Origin of the sequence: Candidatus Limnocylindrus sp., assembly GCF_040397235.1 — a bacterium.
GTDB lineage: Bacteria > Chloroflexota > Limnocylindria > Limnocylindrales > Limnocylindraceae > Limnocylindrus.
Genome location: NZ_JBBAWH010000004.1, coordinates 74,693 through 92,234 on the forward strand (window position 1 = coordinate 74,693; position 17,542 = coordinate 92,234).

The 17,542-nt window shown below is 64.2% G+C and carries 18 protein-coding genes; 12 read left to right on the forward strand and 6 right to left on the reverse strand.

The genetic code is table 11. The features are described from left to right. Positions 1–8 precede the first annotated feature (8 nt). Positions 9–788: a phosphorylase family protein gene (locus tag AC3LB0_RS04450; protein ID WP_488649961.1), complete on the reverse strand. Its 780-nt coding sequence runs from the start codon at positions 786–788 to the stop codon at positions 9–11. 68 nt (positions 789–856) lie between these two features. Between AC3LB0_RS04450 and AC3LB0_RS04455 the strand changes: the two genes are divergently transcribed. Genes AC3LB0_RS04455 through AC3LB0_RS04485 form a run of 7 tightly spaced genes read left to right on the forward strand, consistent with a single transcriptional unit; the run spans position 857 to position 7,158 of the window. Then, positions 857–1,300: a TIGR03618 family F420-dependent PPOX class oxidoreductase gene (locus AC3LB0_RS04455; protein WP_488649962.1), complete on the forward strand. Its 444-nt coding sequence runs from the start codon at positions 857–859 to the stop codon at positions 1,298–1,300. Between the two features lie 2 nt (positions 1,301–1,302). Further along, positions 1,303–2,298, forward strand: coding sequence for a TIGR03557 family F420-dependent LLM class oxidoreductase (locus tag AC3LB0_RS04460; RefSeq protein ID WP_488649963.1), 996 nt, complete (start codon positions 1,303–1,305; stop codon positions 2,296–2,298). Next, positions 2,295–3,242, forward strand: a complete 948-nt coding sequence (gene cofD / locus AC3LB0_RS04465) for a 2-phospho-L-lactate transferase (RefSeq protein WP_488649964.1) — start codon at positions 2,295–2,297, stop codon at positions 3,240–3,242. The genes AC3LB0_RS04460 and cofD overlap by 4 nt, the downstream gene beginning before the upstream one ends. Beyond that, positions 3,239–4,621, forward strand: coding sequence for a coenzyme F420-0:L-glutamate ligase (gene cofE, locus AC3LB0_RS04470; RefSeq protein WP_488649965.1), 1,383 nt, complete (start codon positions 3,239–3,241; stop codon positions 4,619–4,621). The genes cofD and cofE overlap by 4 nt, the downstream gene beginning before the upstream one ends. 39 nt (positions 4,622–4,660) lie before the next feature. Further along, positions 4,661–5,710, forward strand: a complete 1,050-nt coding sequence (trxB, locus tag AC3LB0_RS04475; RefSeq protein ID WP_488649966.1) for a thioredoxin-disulfide reductase — start codon at positions 4,661–4,663, stop codon at positions 5,708–5,710. Then, positions 5,711–6,451, forward strand: coding sequence for a sensor histidine kinase (locus tag AC3LB0_RS04480; RefSeq protein ID WP_488649967.1), 741 nt, complete (start codon positions 5,711–5,713; stop codon positions 6,449–6,451). It abuts the gene before it with no gap. Beyond that, positions 6,448–7,158: a response regulator gene (locus tag AC3LB0_RS04485; protein ID WP_488649968.1), complete on the forward strand. Its 711-nt coding sequence runs from the start codon at positions 6,448–6,450 to the stop codon at positions 7,156–7,158. Before AC3LB0_RS04480 ends, AC3LB0_RS04485 begins: the two co-directional genes overlap by 4 nt. On the opposite strand, the gene AC3LB0_RS04490 is transcribed toward AC3LB0_RS04485, so the two are convergent. Next, the gene (locus AC3LB0_RS04490) at positions 7,159–8,304 is read right to left on the reverse strand and encodes a YibE/F family protein (RefSeq protein WP_488649969.1); all 1,146 of its coding nucleotides are present in this window, start codon (positions 8,302–8,304) and stop codon (positions 7,159–7,161) included. A 71-nt stretch (positions 8,305–8,375) separates the two neighbouring features. On the opposite strand from AC3LB0_RS04490, the gene AC3LB0_RS04495 reads away from it, so the two are divergent. From AC3LB0_RS04495 to AC3LB0_RS04505, 3 genes are read left to right on the forward strand one after another with little or no spacing between them, the layout of a single operon-like run. Continuing rightward, positions 8,376–8,717: a gamma-butyrobetaine hydroxylase-like domain-containing protein gene (locus AC3LB0_RS04495; RefSeq protein ID WP_488649970.1), complete on the forward strand. Its 342-nt coding sequence runs from the start codon at positions 8,376–8,378 to the stop codon at positions 8,715–8,717. Then, positions 8,714–10,753: a polyphosphate kinase 1 gene (gene ppk1 / locus AC3LB0_RS04500; protein WP_488649971.1), complete on the forward strand. Its 2,040-nt coding sequence runs from the start codon at positions 8,714–8,716 to the stop codon at positions 10,751–10,753. Before AC3LB0_RS04495 ends, ppk1 begins: the two co-directional genes overlap by 4 nt. A 7-nt stretch (positions 10,754–10,760) precedes the next feature. Further along, positions 10,761–11,390 carry a CYTH domain-containing protein gene (locus AC3LB0_RS04505; RefSeq protein ID WP_488649972.1) on the forward strand — a complete coding sequence of 210 codons (630 nt, stop codon included), beginning with the start codon at positions 10,761–10,763 and terminating at the stop codon, positions 11,388–11,390. On the opposite strand, the gene AC3LB0_RS04510 is transcribed toward AC3LB0_RS04505, so the two are convergent. After that, the gene (locus tag AC3LB0_RS04510) at positions 11,387–12,358 is read right to left on the reverse strand and encodes a Ppx/GppA phosphatase family protein (RefSeq protein WP_488649973.1); all 972 of its coding nucleotides are present in this window, start codon (positions 12,356–12,358) and stop codon (positions 11,387–11,389) included. The genes AC3LB0_RS04505 and AC3LB0_RS04510 overlap by 4 nt on opposite strands. 180 nt (positions 12,359–12,538) lie before the next feature. On the opposite strand from AC3LB0_RS04510, the gene phoU reads away from it, so the two are divergent. After that, positions 12,539–13,288: a phosphate signaling complex protein PhoU gene (gene phoU, locus AC3LB0_RS04515; protein WP_488649974.1), complete on the forward strand. Its 750-nt coding sequence runs from the start codon at positions 12,539–12,541 to the stop codon at positions 13,286–13,288. Next, positions 13,285–13,809, forward strand: a complete 525-nt coding sequence (locus AC3LB0_RS04520; RefSeq protein ID WP_488649975.1) for a SixA phosphatase family protein — start codon at positions 13,285–13,287, stop codon at positions 13,807–13,809. The genes phoU and AC3LB0_RS04520 overlap by 4 nt, the downstream gene beginning before the upstream one ends. Here the strand turns inward: AC3LB0_RS04520 and AC3LB0_RS04525 are convergent. The 3 genes from AC3LB0_RS04525 to AC3LB0_RS04535 are packed head-to-tail and all read right to left on the reverse strand — an operon-like array spanning position 13,806 to position 17,508. Beyond that, positions 13,806–14,522: a glycerophosphodiester phosphodiesterase gene (locus AC3LB0_RS04525; protein ID WP_488650040.1), complete on the reverse strand. Its 717-nt coding sequence runs from the start codon at positions 14,520–14,522 to the stop codon at positions 13,806–13,808. The genes AC3LB0_RS04520 and AC3LB0_RS04525 overlap by 4 nt on opposite strands. Then, a complete protein-coding gene (locus AC3LB0_RS04530) occupies positions 14,516–15,730 on the reverse strand; it encodes a sensor histidine kinase (RefSeq protein ID WP_488649976.1) in 1,215 nt (404 codons plus the stop codon). The genes AC3LB0_RS04525 and AC3LB0_RS04530 overlap by 7 nt, the downstream gene beginning before the upstream one ends. Then, complete coding sequence (locus AC3LB0_RS04535; protein WP_488649977.1) at positions 15,730–17,508, reverse strand: proline--tRNA ligase; 1,779 nt, start codon at positions 17,506–17,508, stop codon at positions 15,730–15,732. Before AC3LB0_RS04535 ends, AC3LB0_RS04530 begins: the two co-directional genes overlap by 1 nt. Positions 17,509–17,542 lie beyond the last annotated feature (34 nt).

Below are 17,542 nucleotides of genomic sequence, written 5' to 3' on the forward strand. Positions count from 1 at the left end.
TGAGCGGGCTAGCGAGCGCCGAGCGTCTCGGCGGCCTTCAGCGCAGCACCGATCGTTAGGTCAATGCGCTTGATCAACTCATCTTCAGGGAGTCGGTACCACGGCTCACTACCACCCTTGCGGGCCTCGGCGACAACCTTCGCATCGCGGATCGTGTCAGACACGGTGAGAATCGTTCCGGCGCGAACTGGTCGACCCTTGGCACGCTCGCGCATCGCTAGCAAGAAGATTGCGGCTGACTCCATCTCTACGCCGAGATAGCCGCGTGCACCCCATCGAGCTGTGCCGGCCGGATTCGGATCGTAGAAGACGTCAGAGGTGACGATCGGTCCAACATGGGTGGTCAAGCCCTCGGCCTTTGCGGCGGCGACAAGGACGTTCGTCACATCGAAGTCGGCCGTTGGCGCAGTCGGCTCGTCGAATCCAAGGATTGGTCCGATGCCGCTGCTTGCAACCGCAGCCGAGGCGACAATCACATCACCCGTCTCAAGATGCAGGAAGCCGCCGCAGGTGCCGATGCGCACGAACGTCTCAACACCGAGATTCAGCAGCTCTTCCATCACGATGCTGGTTGTTGGCGTCCCCATCCCCGTCGTCTGCACGCTCACCGGCACGCCGTTGATGGTTCCCGTGTAGCCGAGGAGGCCACGATGCTCATTGACGAGCTTCGCCTTCTCGAGTCCGCCATCGAATCGCGCTGCGATCCGCTTGGAGCGGTTCGGGTCTCCCGGCATGAGGACGATTGGGGCGTAGTCGCCGCTCTCGGCGTGTAGGTGGATCTGGGCCATGGAGCACCTCCGCAACTTCTGGGCCCACCTTAAGGACGGCGGGCTCCGTTGCGTGTAGCGTACGCCTCATGAGCCCAAGAGGAATCCAGGATCTCGCTATTCGGACCTTTCTCGACCGACCACGCTTCGGCACGCTCTCGACGATTGACGCCGATGGGGCCCCCTTCGCCGCGGTGGTCTGGTACGAGCTTGCGGGCGACACGATCCTGGTCAATAGCGCCGAGGGGCGCCGCTGGCCGGCAAACCTCCGCCGCGACCCCCGCTGCTCCTTCATGGTCGAGGACGAGTACGACTATGTGCAGATCCTGGGGCGGGCTCGCCTCGATGACGGCCAGGAGCGCGCCCAGGTGCAGATCGGGCGCATGGCGGCACGCTACCTGTCTGATCCCGCTGCGCTCGCCAGGAACATCAAGGTCTTCCGCTCCCAGCAACGTATTCTTATCGAGATCTACGCTGAGAGCGTTTTTGCAAGCGGCACTCCTGCCGCCGATCAGACGAAGGGGGATCAGTGATTATGGGAACTGGCGCCGCAAAGATTGGCTACGCCGCAATGCTCGAGCAGTTCGGTCCGACCGAGGTCGTTGGCTACTCCGTAGCCGCCGAGCAGGCAGGCTTCAGCGGCGTCATGGCCGCCGATCACTTCCAGCCGTGGGTGCCCGAGCAGGGCTCCGCGCCATTTGTGTGGAACGTGATGACACTGCTTGCCGAACGCACCAAGGGTGACGTTGGCCCTGGCGTCACCTGCCCAGGCTGGCGCATGCATCCGGCAACGGTCGCGCAGGCTTCGGCAACACTCGAAGCGATGTATCCGGGTCGCCACTGGCTCGGCCTCGGCTCTGGTGAGGCACTCAACGAGCATGTCGTTGGCGGCTACTGGCCTGAAGTTGGCGAGCGCATCGCACGAATGTTCGAGGCGATCGAAATCATCCGCAAGCTCTTCACCGGCAAGGAGGTGAAGCACTCCGGTCACTGGTATCAGCTGGAGAGCACGCGCCTCTGGACGCTCCCCCCTGCCCCGCCACCAATCTACGTGGCGACCGCCGGTCCAATCACCGCCAAGAAGACGGGTGAACTCTGCGACGGCATCATCACGGTTGGCGCTGCCGACGAGAAGATTCAAACCGTCTTCGACAAGTTCGCCGAAGGGGCGCGCGCAGCTGGAAAGAACCCAGACACCATGCCGAAGATTCTGCAACTACACCTATCGTGGGCTCCAACCGATGAGGAGGCACTTGCCAACGCCCTACGCGAGTGGCCGAACGGCGGGATGAAGTTCCCGAAGCAAGATATTCGCAACCCTTCCGACTTCCAGCAGATGGCAAAGCTCGTGCGACCAGAGGACTTTGCTGGGCGCATGGTGATCTCCAGTGATCTTGAGACGCACCGCAAGACGATTCAGCGCTACCTCGACATGGGCTTCGACAAGATCTACCTGCACAACGTGGGTCGGAACCAAGCCGAATGGGCCGCCGCCTTCGGGCGCGAGGTGCTCCCCGCACTTAGCGCGTGAGCCCGCGCATCGCACTCCTGGCAGGTGGCGTTGGCGGAGCGAAGCTCGCCCACGGCCTCCGCGCAGCACTCCCGGCTGGAGATCTCTCGATCATCGCGAACGCGGGCGACGATTTCGAGCTGCACGGTCTCACCATCTGCCCAGACCACGACACCCTGCTCTATACCCTCGCCGATCTCGGCGACCGCGAGCGCGGCTGGGGTCTCGCCGGTGAGACCTGGAATGCCCTCGAGCAGTTCGGCAAGATCGGCGCACCTGACTGGTTCCGGCTTGGCGATCGCGATCTTGCCCTCCACATTCATCGCACCGCGCAGCTGCGCGCTGGCGGGCGCCTGACGGAGGTGAATCGCGAGATCCAGCGCAAGCTCGGACTCAGCGAAGCGCCGATCCTGATGGCGACCGACGATCCACTGCGCACGCGCCTGCGCACTCCAGATGGCTGGATGGAGTTCCAGCCGTGGTTTGTCGGCGCTCAGGCGAAGCCTGAGGTTCTTGAGGTTGCCTTCGACGGCGCCGAGGCGGCACGCCCGACCGCTGAAACCCTCGGTGCCCTCGCCACTGCCGAGCGCATCGTGATTGCACCATCGAATCCGCTGATCTCGATTAGCCCGATTCTCGCTATCCCTGGCATCCGCGAGGCGATCGCTTCGGCACGTTCTCGTGGCGCACTCGTTGTGGGAGTCTCGCCAATTGTTGGCGGAAAGGCGCTGAAGGGGCCGGCCGATCGCATGCTCGCCGCCGCAGGGCTCGACGTCTCACCAGCGGGTGTCGCCAAGCATCTGACTGGACTGATGGATGCGCTCCTTGTTGAGACGTCGGACCTCACGCCTGCGCTTGCCGCCGCACTCACACCACACGTCCGCAAGAGCGTTGCTGCGCCGATCGTGATGTCTGACGATGCTGCGCGCCTCGCCGTGGCACGCGCCGTCCTCGCCGTTTCGTGACCGTCACCGCAGTACTCCCCTTCCGCTCCATCGACTCGGCGAAGTCGCGCATGGCGCCACTCCTCAGTGAGGAGGAGCGGCGCGAGTTCTCTGCACGCCTGCTTGAGCGCACCCTCTTGGCGCTCGGCCGCGCCGCGAGCCTCCACGGCGTCATCCTGGTCTCGCCCGATCCACTCGCCCGCGCCCTTGCGCGCAGTGGCGGGCATGAGGCACTCGATGACGGTGGCGTTGACCTCAATGTGGCTATCTCACTCGGCGTACGCCACGCGGCAACGAGCGGCGCATCTGCGGTGCTGATTCTGCCGGTGGACCTTGCCGAGATTTCGGCGGCAAACATCGATGCGCTCCTGAGCGGTTGGTCGGGGTCACAGCCAGGCCTCCTCGCATCACCAGATGGCGGAACCTCGGCCATCTTGGTGCCACTCCCGCACACCTTTACGCCGCAGTTCGGAGCGAACAGTGCAGCGGCGCATCGCAACGAGCTGAGCCGCGATGGGGGCGCGGTGGAGACGCTCAGCTCACCACTCGCCGCCGACCTTGATACCCCCAAAGACCTGCAGATCGCCATGGAGCGCGAGCGGACAGCAGCCACACCAACGCCGACCGAGGGCCTGCTCGCACTCCCCATTGACGGGCTCGGCGAGATCCAACCGGGCGACGACCTGCCAGCCATGATCGCCAGCTGCGTGGCGACGATCGCAGCGACGAGCGCGATTGGCGGACTGCGCGGCGACGATGTAATCGCCGTTACCCAGAAGATCGTCTCCAAAGCGGAGGGGGCCATCGTTGAGTTGACCACCATCACGCCACGACCAGAGGCGGTGGAGTACGCGGCGAAGTGGGGTCGCGATGCGCGCCAGGTCGAAGTGGTGCTGCAAGAGGCGGTGCGCGTCGTGCGCATGGATCGCGGCGTGATCATCACCGAGACCGCGCACGGATTTGTTCTCGCGAACTCTGGCGTTGACGCCAGCAACGTTGGCCCGCGCAGTGGCGAGGTCGTCACACTCCTGCCGCGCGATCCGGATGGTTCGGCGCGTGCGATTCGCGAGGCGATCCGCCTGCGCACCGGCGTGGCGCCCGGAGTCATCATCACCGACTCCTTCGGCCGCCCGTGGCGCCTCGGTATCACCGATGTTGCGATTGGCGTGGCTGGCATTGCGGCACTTGAGGATCTGCGCGGCAAGCCCGACGCCGATGGGCGGATGATGGCGGCAACGGTGCGCGCGGTTGCCGACCAGATCGCCGCTACTGCCGAACTCGCCCTCGGCAAGACCGCCCGTCGTCCGCTCGCCCTGATCCGCGGTGCACACCCTCAGGTCGCAGAGGATGGGAGCGCCCGGTCGAGCCTGATGCCCCCCGATTGGGACCTCTTCCGGTAGGCCATCAGCCCATTTCTGCAAGGGGCGTAGAATCGCCCCATGACAAGCGCAGAGACCCCCAAGGGATTCGGGCTGACGATTGACTTCGGTGGAGCTGCGCCAGCAGCCGAGCCTGCCGTCGCCACAAAGGCCGCAGCCGCCGCCCCAACGGAGACGAGGCTGTTGATTCTCGGCTCTGGGCCTGCTGGCCTGACGGCGGCGATCTATGCCGCTCGCGCCGCCCTGGCCCCTGTCGTGATCGGTGGCTACGCCCCTGGCGGCCAGCTGATGTTGACCAGCGAAGTCGAAAACTTCCCAGGATTCCCTGATGGGATCGACGGCCCGGAGCTGATGGCAAAGATGCGCGCGCAGGCGGAGCGCTTCGGTTCGGTCATGGTCGACCAAGATGTTGACCGGGTTGACCTGAGTGCTCAGCCTCACCGGGTGTGGAGCGCTGGTCGCGAATTCCGCGCTGAAGCGATCATCGTCGCGACTGGTGCATCGGCGCTCTGGCTCGGACTTGAGTCTGAGACCCGCCTTCGCGGGCGTGGCGTAAGCGCCTGCGCAACCTGCGACGGATTCTTCTTCAAGGGGCAGGAGGTCGTTGTGGTTGGCGGAGGCGACACCGCTCTTGAAGAGGCGCTCTTCCTCACGCGCTTCGCAACCAAGGTGCACGTCGTGCATCGTCGCGAAACCTTCCGCGCCAGCAAGATCATGATCTCGCGCGTCGAAGCACACGCGAACATCGAGCTGCACATGAACCGCGAAGTGATTGAGGTGCTCGGAGAGAAGAGCACAGAGGCCGTCATGTTGCGCGACACCACTCCTGGCGCTACCAGCGCCCCAGAGCGACTCGCCGCTGGCGGGCTCTTCGTTGCGATCGGCTACAAGCCGAATACGGCAATGCTCGGCGGCGCACTCCCCGTTGACGCGGCGGGCTACCTGCAGCTTGAGAGCGAGACGTCTGCCTCCCAGATTGACGGTGTCTTCATTGCCGGTGACGTGCATGACCACCGCTACCGTCAGGCGGTCACCGCCGCAGGCGATGGCTGTCGCGCCGCACTTGACGCGGAGCGCTGGCTCGCGGAGCGCGACGCCTCGAGGTCGTAGGTGTCGCGTCGCGACGATGAGATCGCTCTCATTGACACCGCACGCGCCGAACTCCTCTCACTCGTCACCCACGAACTGCGCACACCACTGGCTGTACTGAGCGCGTACGTTGAGCTGCTCTCCGATGCAGCATCTGGCGCATCTCCCGCGAAGCCGGCCGACCTCGCCGCCTGGCGTGAGGCGGCAATGCAGCAGGTTGGTCGCCTTAACCTGCAGATTGATTCCATCCTCACCGCCGCCCGACCGGGCTCAAGCCTTCCACTTCAATGCGCGCCGATGAACCTCGGTGAGATCACCGGTGCGGTAATTCGGGAGATGGCGCCACTCCTGCGCAATCACTCCCTTCGTTGGGAGGAGCCAGAGTCGGCGATCATCGTGCTCGCCGATGAGAGTCGCTTTCGCCAGGTGCTCGGACACCTCCTAGAGAACGAGGCGAAGTACGCCCCCGTGGGCGAACCGGTCTCGATTGGATGCTCGGCTCGCGACGGTCGTGCCGAGCTCTATCTCACCGACGATGGGGTGGGAATCCCGCGCGAAGACTGGGAGGAGGTCTTTGAGGCCTTCGTTCGCCGAACGCAACGCCCCTCCATGAGCGGCTCCGGGATCGGCCTGTACGCGGCACGCCGCCTGATGGGGGCGATGGGGGGCGAGATCAAGATCGAGCCGAACGGATTCGGTGGGAGCCGATTCCTTCTCACGTTGCCACTCGCCTCCGCATCTCACGGCATACTTGCCACATGAGCAAAGCGACGCCACCCACGCCCCTATCGATCTTGGTGGTCGATGACGACCCGGCGCTCGTTGGTGCGATCTCGGCCCTGCTAACCGCCGGCGACTACCTGGTGCACGCCGCCTATAACGGCGTCGAGGCGGTCGAGAAGTTTGACGCCACGAAGCCGGCACTGGTGCTTCTCGACCTCGCCATGCCCGGCCGCGACGGGCTAAACGTCATTCACGAGATTCGCACCCGCAGCGCCACGCCAATCATCGTGCTGACTGGCGAAGCTGATGAGACCGCGAAGGTCGATGCCCTGGACGCTGGCGCCGACGATTACGTCACCAAGCCGTTCGGCCGCCAGGAGCTTCTTGCCCGCGTACGCGCCGCCCTGCGACGCGGTGGTGAGCCGGCCGACGGTTCTGCTCGCGACCGCACGATTGTTGGTGCTGCAGGTCTGCGCATCGACATCAGTCGGCATGAGGTCCACGTCGGATCAAAGCTCCTCGCCCTCACCAAGACAGAGTTCAACATCTTGGAGGCCCTCGCCTCCGTCAAGGGTCGCGTCGTGCCGCAGCGGCGACTCCTCGTCGCCGCCTGGCCCAACAAGGCCACCCCGGACCCGCTCCTGCTGAAGCCACACGTCGCACGGCTACGCAGCAAGCTTGAGGAGGCTTGCGGACCACTCCCTGAGTCAGTCCGTGGGGTTGGCTACCGACTGGGGACGAGCTAACTACTCCTCGCCTACGCCAATCAAGAGTGCGCTCGCGGTGGCGAGCGGCATTGCCAAGAGGACACCGGCGGTGCCAGCGAGGGCGCGAACCACTTCCACGGCAACGGTTTCCGTGCTGAGTCGGCTTACGATACCACCGGGGGCGATCAGGGCGGCGACCACAAGTGGGAGTGATGCGGCGAAATAGGCGAGCGGCAAGGTATTAATCACCGCCCCAACATGGGAGCGCCCAATGGCCAGCGCCCGACTGCCGACATCGAGCGTGCCAGCCCGCACATCTGCCTGGCGAATCTGCTCAACGGCGGCAACCTGTGTGGCGGCGACATCATCGACGATGCCGAGCGTGCCGATCATTGCCGCGGCAAGTCCAATGCCGCGAAGGTCGACGTTGCCACCAAGAATCGGAATGAGGCTCACAAGGTCTGGATCGCCGGCAAACGGTGTGAAGGCGAGGAGGCGATCAAGAACAACCGAGATAAGTGCGACGGCGATCAGGCTACCTCCAATCCCCAAGATCGTTGCAGTTGAGCGACGATTGAGCCCTTCCGTAATCACGACAGATGACACTCCGACGACCAGGGAGATCGCCCCGGCGACGACCAGGGGTGAGGCTCCGGAGAGGAGCGCGGGAATCCCGAATCGCAGGAGTACGACGCCGGTAACGGTGAGCGCTAGGAGTGCACGTGCACCGACCGCTCCTGCAATCGCTACGACCGCGATGCCAAAGATTGCAAGAGCGATGAGCAGCGCAGTCCCTCTGGAGCGATCCGCAACGGCGAAGACCTCTGCCCCACCGACGTCGGTGATCTGCGTGAGGAGGACCTCATCGCCCTGGTTGTACGGAATTGACCCTGCAATGTCGCTCGCCTGATCGACTAAGGCGGTGAGGCGCTCTCCAAGCCGTGGGCCCTCAAGCAACTCGACGGTCGCGCTGCCGGAGGATCCACCCTCGCCTGGGAGCGGCTGGGAGACGATGATGGCGCGCAGGAGTACGGGCGCACTCGTGTCGGTTGGGAGCGTCCAAGGGCTTGGCGCCACTAGGAGTACGAGGAGCAGCGTCGCCGAGGCGACCAGGCGGGCAACGACGGCCAGCCACGCTCGGTTCGTGCGAGGCGCCTGACGTGTGCTGGTGCGCTTTTCTGGCATCAATACCGCCACTAATGTGCATCATCGTAGCCGCTCATCTGGCGTTTACCTGCGAAGCCTAGAATCACCGCATGCAGGAACCAGCACAGGGAGCCCCCGTCGCCATTCGCATCCTCCGTGAGCAACAGCGCCTTGAACTAGATTGGCGCGATGGGCACGTGAGCACCTATGAGTCGATTCCACTGCGATGGCTCTGCCCCTGTGCCTATTGTCGCGGTGAGGCTGGCCTCCCTGGCTGGCTCGACGCTAATCCGACCCTCAGCCCGAGCCAGACGAAGCTCGAAGGTGGCGAAATGGTTGGCAGTTATGCGCTCTGCCTCTTCTGGGGCGATGGCCATCGCACCGGCTACTACACCTGGTCGCTGCTGCGACAACGCTGCTCATGTGCCACCTGCATGAGTGCACCACGATGACGCTTGGCGTCAGTCGCGAGCTCTCGCTCCTCGCCTTCAATGCGCGCGTTTTGACTGAGGCGTCAAACAGCAAGCGTCCGCTTCTTGATCGCTTCCGCTTCCTTGGCATCGTCGCATCGAACATCGATGAGTTCTACGGCGTGCGCGTTGCCGGCATTCAAGATCAGCAGGTCGCCGGCGTACGCACCCCTGGGCCTGACGGCCGAACCCCCGACGTACAACTTGCACTGATTCGCGAGGCGACCGACCTCCTTACCGAATCGGCGCAAGAGAGCTGGGGCGCCCTCGTCGAAGAGTTGCACAGCGCTGGGTTGCCGCTTCGAAGGTGGACCGACCTCGATGCCGCCGAGCAGTCCATCCTGACGGAGCGATTCACGCGAGAGATCTTCCCCGTCCTCACCCCACTCGCAGTTCACCCCCGCCACCCGTTTCCGCTGATTAGCTCGCTCAGCCTCTCGCTCGCGATACGGCTCCGTGCACATGACGACCAGGAGATCTCACTTGCGCGCGTAAAGGTGCCAACAATCCTTGGGCGCATGGTGCAATTTGGTAACGGCGACTGGATCTTGATGGAAGAGCTGATCTTGGCCCACCTTGACCTCCTCTTCCCCGGCACAGAGATCCTCGACGCACACCTGTTTCGGGTCACGCGCGACGCCGACCTCGACACCGCTGAAGACGAAGCGGACGACCTTCTGGAAGCAATCGAAGAGGGGCTCCGCCAGCGCCGATTCGGCAGCGTGGTGCGCCTAGAGATTGGGACCGAGATGCCGAGCGCGCTACTTGAGATGCTCTTGGTGGGACTTGAGATCGGCCAGAGCGAGGTGCAGGTTGTGGAGGGGACGCTTGACCTCTCCGTCGCACTGCAAGTGGCAAGCCTCCCTCGCCCTGATCTGCGTGCTCCGCGTTGGCAACCGGTCACGCCGGCGCGCATCGCTGCGAGTAAGTCTAGCGCGTCACCAAACGGCGACATCTTCAAGGTGATCGCTGAGGGTGACCTGCTGGTGCACCACCCATACGAGAGTTTTGAGGCGAGCGTCGACCAGTTCTTTGCCCAGGCTGCCGATGATCCCGATGTTCTCTCAATCCGCTCCACGCTCTATCGCACCGGAGCGACCTCAAGCATCCCTGCACACCTGATTCGTGCCGCCCAGGCTGGCAAGGAGGTGGTGGTGCTGGTTGAGCTGAAGGCCCGCTTCGACGAGGCGGCGAACATCGAGTGGGCGCGACGACTCGAAGAGGCGGGGGCGCATGTGGTCTACGGCGTGATGGGCCTCAAGACGCACTGCAAGGCGACGCTGATCGCGCGGCGAGAGGGCTCCTCCATTCACCGCTATGTGCACCTCTCCACGGGCAACTACAACCCGAAGACGGCACGCGGCTACACCGACATCGGCCTCTTCACCACGAACGATGTGATCGGCACCGATGTGGGGGTCCTCTTCAACTTCCTGACTGGTGCTGCGCGCACCTCGGCCTACCAGCGCATCCTCGTAGCGCCAGATCACCTGCGCAGTGAGATCAGGGGGCGCATTGAGCGGCTTGCCGAGCAGGCACGAGGTGGCGCTGAGACCTCCATCACCATCAAGGTGAACGCGCTGATTGATCCAGAGATGATTGCGGCCCTCAACCACGCCGCCAAGGCGGGTGTCTCGATGGACCTCATCGTGCGTGGCATGTGCGGGCTTCTGCCAGATTCGGCGCGCCATGGGGCTCGCCTTCGAATCCGTTCGGTCATCGGTGACTACCTCGAGCACAGCCGCATCTATCGCTTTGCGGGGCCAGATGGGGTTGAGCTCTTCGCCGGAAGTGCCGACCTCATGGAGCGCAACCTCGACCGGCGCGTTGAGGTGCTCTTCCCGCTAGAAGAGGGTGAAGTGCGCCGCAAGACGGAAGAGATCCTCGCCGCGCTACTCGCCGATACCTCAAACGCCTGGGAGCTACAGCCAGACGGGGCCTGGGAGCGCCTCACAGAGACGGGCAACTCATCGTTCGCAACCTTGCGACAGGTGGCAATCGCCGCATCTCAGGCATAATCTCGCCATGGAGCGCGAGTTAAAATTTCTTCTCGATCACGCGCGCATCCCCGCACTCCCCAACGGCTACCGAGCGGCCGAAGCTCAGCCCAGGCTCCACCTCCTTGATGAGTACCTGGACTATCGCGGCCAAATTCTCGCCGCCGGCTGGCGGCTGCGACGGCGCCGATCTGATAGTGACACGCTGCGGTACACGCTCAAGTCCGAGCGATCCAATGGCACCTCAGGGCCGCTGAGTGAACGGACAGAGATTGAGCGCGCACCAGAACGGAACGAAGAGCTCCCCCCTGAGATTGTCGCGAAGCTCACGGAGGCTGGAGTTGACGTCGCCCAAGTGCTCGATCGCCTGCAGCCGTATCTCACACTGCGCCAGGAGCGCCAACCGGCGGCGCTCTCGAATAGCGACGGAGAGATTGCGCTGCTCAGCGTGGACGAGGTACGCGCGGGTGCGCCGATACCCGAAGGAGAGTGCCGCTGGACGGAACTCGAGATTGAGTTCCTCGCCACCGTTTCGCTCGAGGCTCGTGATCGTGCAGCCGGCGAACTCAGCGCGTGGTTCACGACGGAACCCGGCGTTACGCTCGGCGGCGAATCTAAGGTTGACCGTGCAGCTCGGCTGCTCTCAATCTCGCTCTAGCGCGAAGAGCCTGCCCGAGTCTCCATGACGAGGGTTGGGAGGGCCTCGCGCCATGCATCACTCGCTCGTGCCACGGCGACGACCAAGCCTTCGCGAATACCGCCGCGGTCAACGGTGACCTCGCGCGCGGTGGTTCGCTGCAGGAGCGCCTCTACAATCGCAATACCAGCTGGAAGGAGTCGCGCGCGGCGCTGCGAAATTGCGAAGCGCTCCGCAACCTCCTTCGCAGTCAGCGCCACGAGCCGCTCCCCCATCGCTGCGAGATCATCGCGGTGAATAGTGCGACTAATGAGGGTTGCCGGAACAAGTTTGAGCAGGCGCGTTGCAGTTCCGCCCACCAAGATGAGACGGTGGACATCGGCAACGGTAAGGTCGGCCAGCGCAATCTGGGCGTGTCGACGGAGCTCCTGCCACTCTCGCGGACGTGGTGGGTCCTGGTACGAGACGCGCGCCATGAGGCGCGCAGAGCCAACCGAGATACCGATCGCGCGCGGAAGTTCGCCAGGGTGGAGTTCAACGGCTTCGGTCGAGCCACCACCAATATCTACGACAAGCTGTGGCAGAGAGTGGTCGTGTCCATGGTGAAGGCCAAGAACGGTGAGGAGCCCCTCCTCCTCATGAGTCAGCACAATCGGCGCGCTGAGCTTTGGTAAGCGCAGGGCGCGAAGCACACTCTCCCGATCACGGGCGCGGCGAAACGGTTCGGTGGCAACGACAAACAACTCGTCGGCACCCAGGATGCTGGCCCGCGTGCGAAAGGCGGCAAGCGCCTCACTGATCGCCGTCGTGGCCTTGCGCCCGATCATTCGATCCTGTTCCACCAGCCGACCGAGCTCAATCGGCATCGACTCATCGGCGATCACCTCTTGGCGCACCCCGTCCGAAACCGCCACGTACAGGTGGGTTGAATTGGAGCCAATATCGACCACGGCACAGACCCGCGGGATCCCTGCCTGAGAGCTCCCCACCCGGCCACGGGCAGCCTTGGGGGGGCGAGGGGCGCCGCCTGAACGCGGCCTCTCCGCGTGAACACTGCGTGAACGACGAGCAGGCAACATCCACGCATCCTAACCGTGAACCGCGATTCCCTCTTGGAGGGGCTAGGGCGGTAGGATGTGGAACAATTCAGCAGAGAGCGAGGAGGGAAAATGGCAACAGGAGACGACCACGGCCGAGTTGAGAACGAGATCGAGGAGATCCTTGCACGCACCGATAATGGTGCAGCCACGGCTGCGCCACAGGGTGCCCGTGAGCCGCTTGATCGTGAGATTCGCTCAATAAAAGAGACCGTGATCCGCATGGGGAGCATGGCGGAGTCCGCAATCCGCGAGGCTCTCGAGTCGCTCGTCACCCACGACGCCGACAGGGCACTCGCCGTGATAATTGGCGACCGGAAAATCAACGACATGCAGCACGAGGTCATCACCGCCATCACGACCACCATCGCAACACAGAGCCCGGTGGCCCGCGACCTGCGCAACCTCCTGATGATGAACCACGTGGCGTACGAGCTCGAGCGAATTGGCGATCATGCCGCCTCCGTCGCGAAGATTGCCGCGCAGCTCGCCCCAGAGCCAGCGCTGCAGCGCTACCTCCACCTGCCTGAGATCGGCGAGCTAGCGGCAACGCAGCTGCACGGCATCCTGATGGCGCTCGTTGACGCCGACCCAGTACGGGCCCGTGAGGTGGCGGTGAGCGACGACCAGATTGACGCCCTCTACCGCCAATCGTTTGATGAGTGCATCCGCCTGATGGAGGCGGATAAGTCCAACGTGGCCCGCGGGACTCGCCTCCTCTTCGCAGCGCACTACCTCGAGCGCATCGGGGACCGCACCACCAACATCGCCGAAGACATCGTCTACCTTGCCTCTGGAGAGGTCGAGGACCTCAATCCTTGAGTTCAGACAGCTCAACGTCAACCAACGAGTTGAAGCGCCTATACATCGTCCGCCATGCCGACGCTGGTGATCCAGCCGAGTGGATTGGCCCAGATGCAGAGCGACCACTCAGCTCTAAGGGGGTCAAGCAGGCCGCCCGACTTGCGGCGGCACTCGTTGCCGCTGGCACCAACGTCGGATCGCTCCGAACCTCCCCAGCTCGCCGCTGCACCGAAACCTGCGCCGTTATCGCCGCAGCGCTAGAGACCACCGCCACCATTGACGAGCAGCTTGCCAGTGGCCCAACAGCAGCCTACGTCGCCAAGCTCCTCTCTCGGCGCAGTAACGACGCCCTACTCCTCGTTGGGCACCAGCCGCACCTTGGAAACCTGATCGCCGAGCTGACCGGCATCGCAACAATTCCCGTTGAGAAAGGGTCGATGATCCGCATCGACATCCCCGCCCCATACACACCAGGGAGCGGCCGCCTAGTTGCGCTTGTTCCACCCGCGCACCTACGCGCTCCGAAGAGCGAGCGCTAACGCGTCGCCGCGCGAGCGGCAGTAGCCCCTTCACCCTCAACACAGAGGGCAGTAAGACGCAGATCACTCGCCCATCTGACACCCTGCACGCCTCGAAGGGTCCAGGCCGCAACCTCGAGCCCCGCTGCTCGCCAGCGGCTGATGCTCGCATCGTCCAATAGATCAATTGACACAGAGAGGCCGACGCAGCCAAGTTCAGTCGCTCGCTCCGCCTCCACCGTGGTTTCAGCGTTCAGCCAACGCGACCAGTCGGGCGCGCGCTCTTTGACGGCACGGAGTACACCCGGGTAGAAGCTTGAGATGACGACCCCCTCCGCAACTGCTCCGCGCGCGGCAATGAGTATCGTAAAGAGCGCGTCGGTGGGCTGCTCTTTTAGCTCTAGGTTGATCAGCGTGGTGGCCGGCATGGCAGCCAGCGCTTCCGCGAGCGTCGGCACACCTAAGCCCACTAGCTCGCCAACTGAGAGTTCACTGATACGCCGTGGCACCCCAAAGAGTCGATCAAGCGTCTCATCGTGCACGATCACCGCTTCCCCGTCGGCGCTAAAGCGCACATCAAATTCCACGCCATCGCACTGCGCCGCGCCCGCAACGAGCGCGGCGAGGCTGTTCTCACGGAGCGTTGCATCGTGGGCCCCGCGATGTGCGAGGAGAATCGGGCGCTGGAGTGTCTCGCGGGCGTGACCGATCGCGCTCGAGCGACGGCTCAGGATTCGGCTCCGGCGGCTGGCAGCGTCATCGTGAAGGTCGTTCCAACGCCAGCGGTTGAGGTAACGGTGATGTCGCCACCGTGACGAAGCACGGCGTGTCGGGCGATCGCGAGGCCGAGTCCGGTTCCACCACCACCGACGGCCCCTGCGCCACCGTCAACCCGCTCCACTGTGAAGAAGCGCTCAAAGATGCGTGAGAGGTGGGCGCGGTCAATGCCAATGCCGTGATCAACCACCGCAATCTGTGTCCCGCCATCGCCGAGTCGGTCAATGTGTAGCTCTACTCGCCCGCCCTCGCGGCTGTACTTCACGGCGTTATGGACGAGGTTCGCCACCGCCTGGCGGAGGCGATCGCGGTCGCCAGAAATCAGGAGCGGGCCCGCCCCGATCACATCAATGCCACCACCGTGCTGCGCCGCAACCGGAGCGAACCGCTGCGCGACCTCCTCGGCCAAGGCGACGAGGTCGAACTCGGCCTTGCGAAGCGGGATCTCGCCCGCCTCTAGCGTGGCGAGGTCAAGCATCTCATCGGCCATCTGCACGAGGTGGAGCACCTCAACCTCGATTTTGGCACTGCGGCTTGCCACACCAGAGACATCACCCTTCGCCGCCGCGCCGCCAATCGTCTCCGCGAGGAGGCGAATCGTTGAGAGCGGTGTGCGCAGCTCGTGCGAGAGGTTGTCCACGAACTCGGTGCGGATCTGTCGCAGTCGACGCACTTCAGTGAGGTCACGCAAGACGAGCCAGGCTCCGCCGTCACCATCAGGTGCCGCCACAACAGAGACGTGCCGTGCCTCATCGGAGTGATCGATGCGACCGTCGCGAATATCAATCTCGCCGCGATGGACCTCGCCTGCGATCGCCTTTATGGTGAGCTCCTCCAGCCGGAAGTCGACGGTCGCTTCGATGAGTGGCATCCCACGAAACTGCACGTCGCCACGGGCGAGGATCTCGCCGGTGACCGGGCTCGCGGCACGAATTACGAGATCGGAGCCAACGCGAAGGATGGCGTCATCGGTCGCCTGAAGGAGGGCGTTCAGGCGCTCAGAGCGGCGATCGGCGCGGTCCCAGGCGACGTCTGCCCGGCTGCTCTCACGCACTGCGCGGTCGGCCTCGGTTGCAACACCCTGCTCAGAGAACCGGCGGGCGATCAGATAGGTGATCCCTGCAGAGATCAGTACCGTTGCGAGCCCGATGACGAAGTCTGGCATCAGGCGGCTGGGTGAGGATCGCGCGCCGCATGCCGCGGTGGATAGCCGCGCGCGAGTAGCTCCGCCTCAACGGCGGCGCGATCACTGGCCTGTGCGGCACGAACTGCGTCGAGCACTGCCCCGATTGGGAGGACGCTGCGCTCGCCCGTCGATCGACGTGTGACCTCTGCGCCGCCAGCCTCAAGCGAGCGTGGTGAGATGGTGATCATCCATGGGGCACCGATCAGTTCGGCGTCGGCGAACTTCACGCCAGGGGTCTCGGCGCGATCATCGACCAGCAGCTCGATGCCGGCAGCCTCCGCCTCAGCCTCAAGGGCGAGTGCGATCTCGGTAACCTTCGGATCCTTATTCGCGCCAACGATCGCAACCTGCGCGTCGAATGGGCTGATCGAGATCGGCCAGGAGAGGCCCTTCTCGTCGTGGTGCGCCTCGGCGATACAGGCCACCGCGCGGCCAACGCCAATCCCGTAGGAGCCCATCACGATCGGGTGCGAGACCCCCGCCTCGTCTGCGTACGTCGCACCCAAAGCGCCGGTGTAGCGCGTGCCGAGCTTGAAGATATTGCCAACCTCAATGCCGTTCTCGATGCGTAGCTGGCCGCCACAGGCGAGGCAGGCATCGCCCACCTTCGCTGAGGCGATGTCGGCGACGGCGGTCGGCGTGTAGTCTCGGCCGACGTTCACGCCAGTAAGGTGATAACCCGCTTTGTTCGCCCCAGCGACCATGTTGGTGGTCGACGCGACCAGCTCATCTACGACCACGGTTGCACCCTTGATCCCAACAGGCGATGCGTACCCTGGCTCCATGCCGGCGGCGCGAATCTCCTCCTCGCGGGCGGGCCGCAGGTCTCGTGCGCCGATAGCGTTGGTGAGCTTTGTCTCCTCAACCTCATCGTCGCCGCGCACAATGGCAACGATCAACCGGCCGTCGCGGTCGGCAAAGAAGACCGCCTTGGCACAGGTTGATGCAGGAACCTTGAGCTGTGCCGCGAGTTCATCGATGGTTGAGGCACCTGGCGTTGCGATCTCCTTGAGCGGCTCCTGTGGCGCACTCGCCCCGACTTCGCGCCGCACGGCGGCGACCTGGCGGTTTGCCGCAGCGCCGCAGCCATCGCAGAGCACGAGGCTATCTTCGCCAAACGTGCTGAAGGCCATGAACTCATGTGCGAGCGAGCCGCCCATCATGCCAACGTCGCTCGCCACGGCGATTGCCTCGAGTCCGAGGCGCGCGAAGATGCGCGTGTAGGCGTGGTAGTAGAGCTTGTAGGAGCGGTCGAGGCCCGCCTCATCACGGTCGGCGCTGTAGGCGTCCTTCATCGTGAACTCGCGCACGCGAATGAGTCCGCCGCGCGCCCGTGGTTCGTCGCGCCACTTGGTCTGGAAGTGGTACATCTGCTGTGGGAGTTGACGCCACGAGTTGATCAGCTTGCGCAGCAGGTCGGTCACCACCTCCTCGTGCGTCATCGCCAGCACCATATCGCGGCCACCGCGATCGTTGAAGCGGCCCATCTCTGGGCCGATCTGGTCGTAGCGCCCCGTCTCGCGCCAGAGGTCAGCGGGATGCACGACCGGCATCAACATCTCCTGGGCGCCGATCGCATTCATCTCTTCACGGATCACCTGGGTGACGCGCATGTTGACGCGCATGCCGAGTGGGAGCAGCGAGTAGATCCCGGCACCCAGCGGCCGAATATACCCAGCGCGCAGCAGAAGGCGATGGGAAGGCATCTCCGCGTCGGCGGGGTCCTCCCGGAGGGTCGTAAAGAAGAGTTCGCTCATGCGCATGTGGTCAATCCTACCCGCGCGCGGGGCT

Coding starts and splice junctions, on each gene's coding strand:
- AC3LB0_RS04450 (WP_488649961.1), bottom strand. CDS start 788: ATGGCCCAGATCCACCTACACGCCGAGAGCGGCGACTACGCCCCAATC.
- AC3LB0_RS04455 (WP_488649962.1), top strand. CDS start 857: ATGAGCCCAAGAGGAATCCAGGATCTCGCTATTCGGACCTTTCTCGAC.
- AC3LB0_RS04460 (WP_488649963.1), top strand. CDS start 1,303: ATGGGAACTGGCGCCGCAAAGATTGGCTACGCCGCAATGCTCGAGCAG.
- trxB (WP_488649966.1), top strand. CDS start 4,661: ATGACAAGCGCAGAGACCCCCAAGGGATTCGGGCTGACGATTGACTTC.
- AC3LB0_RS04485 (WP_488649968.1), top strand. CDS start 6,448: ATGAGCAAAGCGACGCCACCCACGCCCCTATCGATCTTGGTGGTCGAT.
- AC3LB0_RS04490 (WP_488649969.1), bottom strand. CDS start 8,304: ATGCCAGAAAAGCGCACCAGCACACGTCAGGCGCCTCGCACGAACCGA.
- AC3LB0_RS04495 (WP_488649970.1), top strand. CDS start 8,376: ATGCAGGAACCAGCACAGGGAGCCCCCGTCGCCATTCGCATCCTCCGT.
- ppk1 (WP_488649971.1), top strand. CDS start 8,714: ATGACGCTTGGCGTCAGTCGCGAGCTCTCGCTCCTCGCCTTCAATGCG.
- AC3LB0_RS04505 (WP_488649972.1), top strand. CDS start 10,761: ATGGAGCGCGAGTTAAAATTTCTTCTCGATCACGCGCGCATCCCCGCA.
- phoU (WP_488649974.1), top strand. CDS start 12,539: ATGGCAACAGGAGACGACCACGGCCGAGTTGAGAACGAGATCGAGGAG.
- AC3LB0_RS04530 (WP_488649976.1), bottom strand. CDS start 15,730: ATGCCAGACTTCGTCATCGGGCTCGCAACGGTACTGATCTCTGCAGGG.
- AC3LB0_RS04535 (WP_488649977.1), bottom strand. CDS start 17,508: ATGAGCGAACTCTTCTTTACGACCCTCCGGGAGGACCCCGCCGACGCG.